The 735-nt window shown below is 26.3% G+C and carries 1 protein-coding gene; it reads right to left on the bottom strand.

Annotated elements, in window-relative coordinates; translation table 11 throughout:
• Positions 1-280: 280 nt before the first annotated feature.
• Positions 281-415, bottom strand: a complete 135-nt coding sequence (locus AWW73_RS19275) for a hypothetical protein (RefSeq protein WP_016145257.1) — start codon at positions 413-415, stop codon at positions 281-283.
• Positions 416-735 lie beyond the last annotated feature (320 nt).

Raw genomic sequence — 735 nt, forward strand, 5'->3', positions numbered from 1 at the left:
TATAAGTATAAGTTCAAAATCATAAAAATAAGTTTTTAATTTTTATTAAATTGTTTCTGGATTTTTAATTTTAAATGATAAGTTTTGACTAGTATAACTATTTAATGTTTTAAAATGTGATTTAGTTTGATTTTTAATTCCGATTGAATTGGTAGGTATTTAATACTGACTAAATTGCTCGGATTTTTAATTTATATTAAATAGGCTCAATATATTTAATTTATTAAGCCTATTTAATTTTTAATATTTACTTAAAGCTAAAAGATACTCTTTTTCAATCTTAAGTAATTTTTTGGAAACCTTTCATTTTATGAATTTTTCCACATTTCCTGCATTCTTTGATTTCAGCATGAGCAATATCAAAGTCATATTCCCAGATATGAATACAGAAAATTTGTCTAAGATTGTGGAGCATAGACACCTCCTTATAAAAAACCGACTCAACAGCAAGTTCTTTATCAATGTACTTTTAGCTTTTTGATGAATTTTCCTCTTTCGCTTTATCCTCCTTTTGTTTACAGCAGTAACCGAAAACAGCACCAGCACCGAAGAAAAACATAGCTTTAAACATACTTATCTCCAAAAGAACGTTATGTAAGTTTAAAATTAACACTGATAGATGTATCTATTTTTAGGCCAATGAGTCTGTTTCTGTGCGTTATGCAAACTTTTGTGAAAAGATATAACAATATATTTTTTAAGAATAAAGATTAGCTAAATTAAAAAACCGCCCCA

The sequence above is a fragment of the Acinetobacter lactucae genome (assembly GCF_001605885.1).
In the GTDB taxonomy this organism is placed as follows: Bacteria; Pseudomonadota; Gammaproteobacteria; order Pseudomonadales; family Moraxellaceae; genus Acinetobacter; species Acinetobacter lactucae.

Bases quoted from the DNA above. Each gene is read 5' to 3' on its own strand.
- AWW73_RS19275 (WP_016145257.1), bottom strand. From the start codon at position 415: ATGCTCCACAATCTTAGACAAATTTTCTGTATTCATATCTGGGAATAT.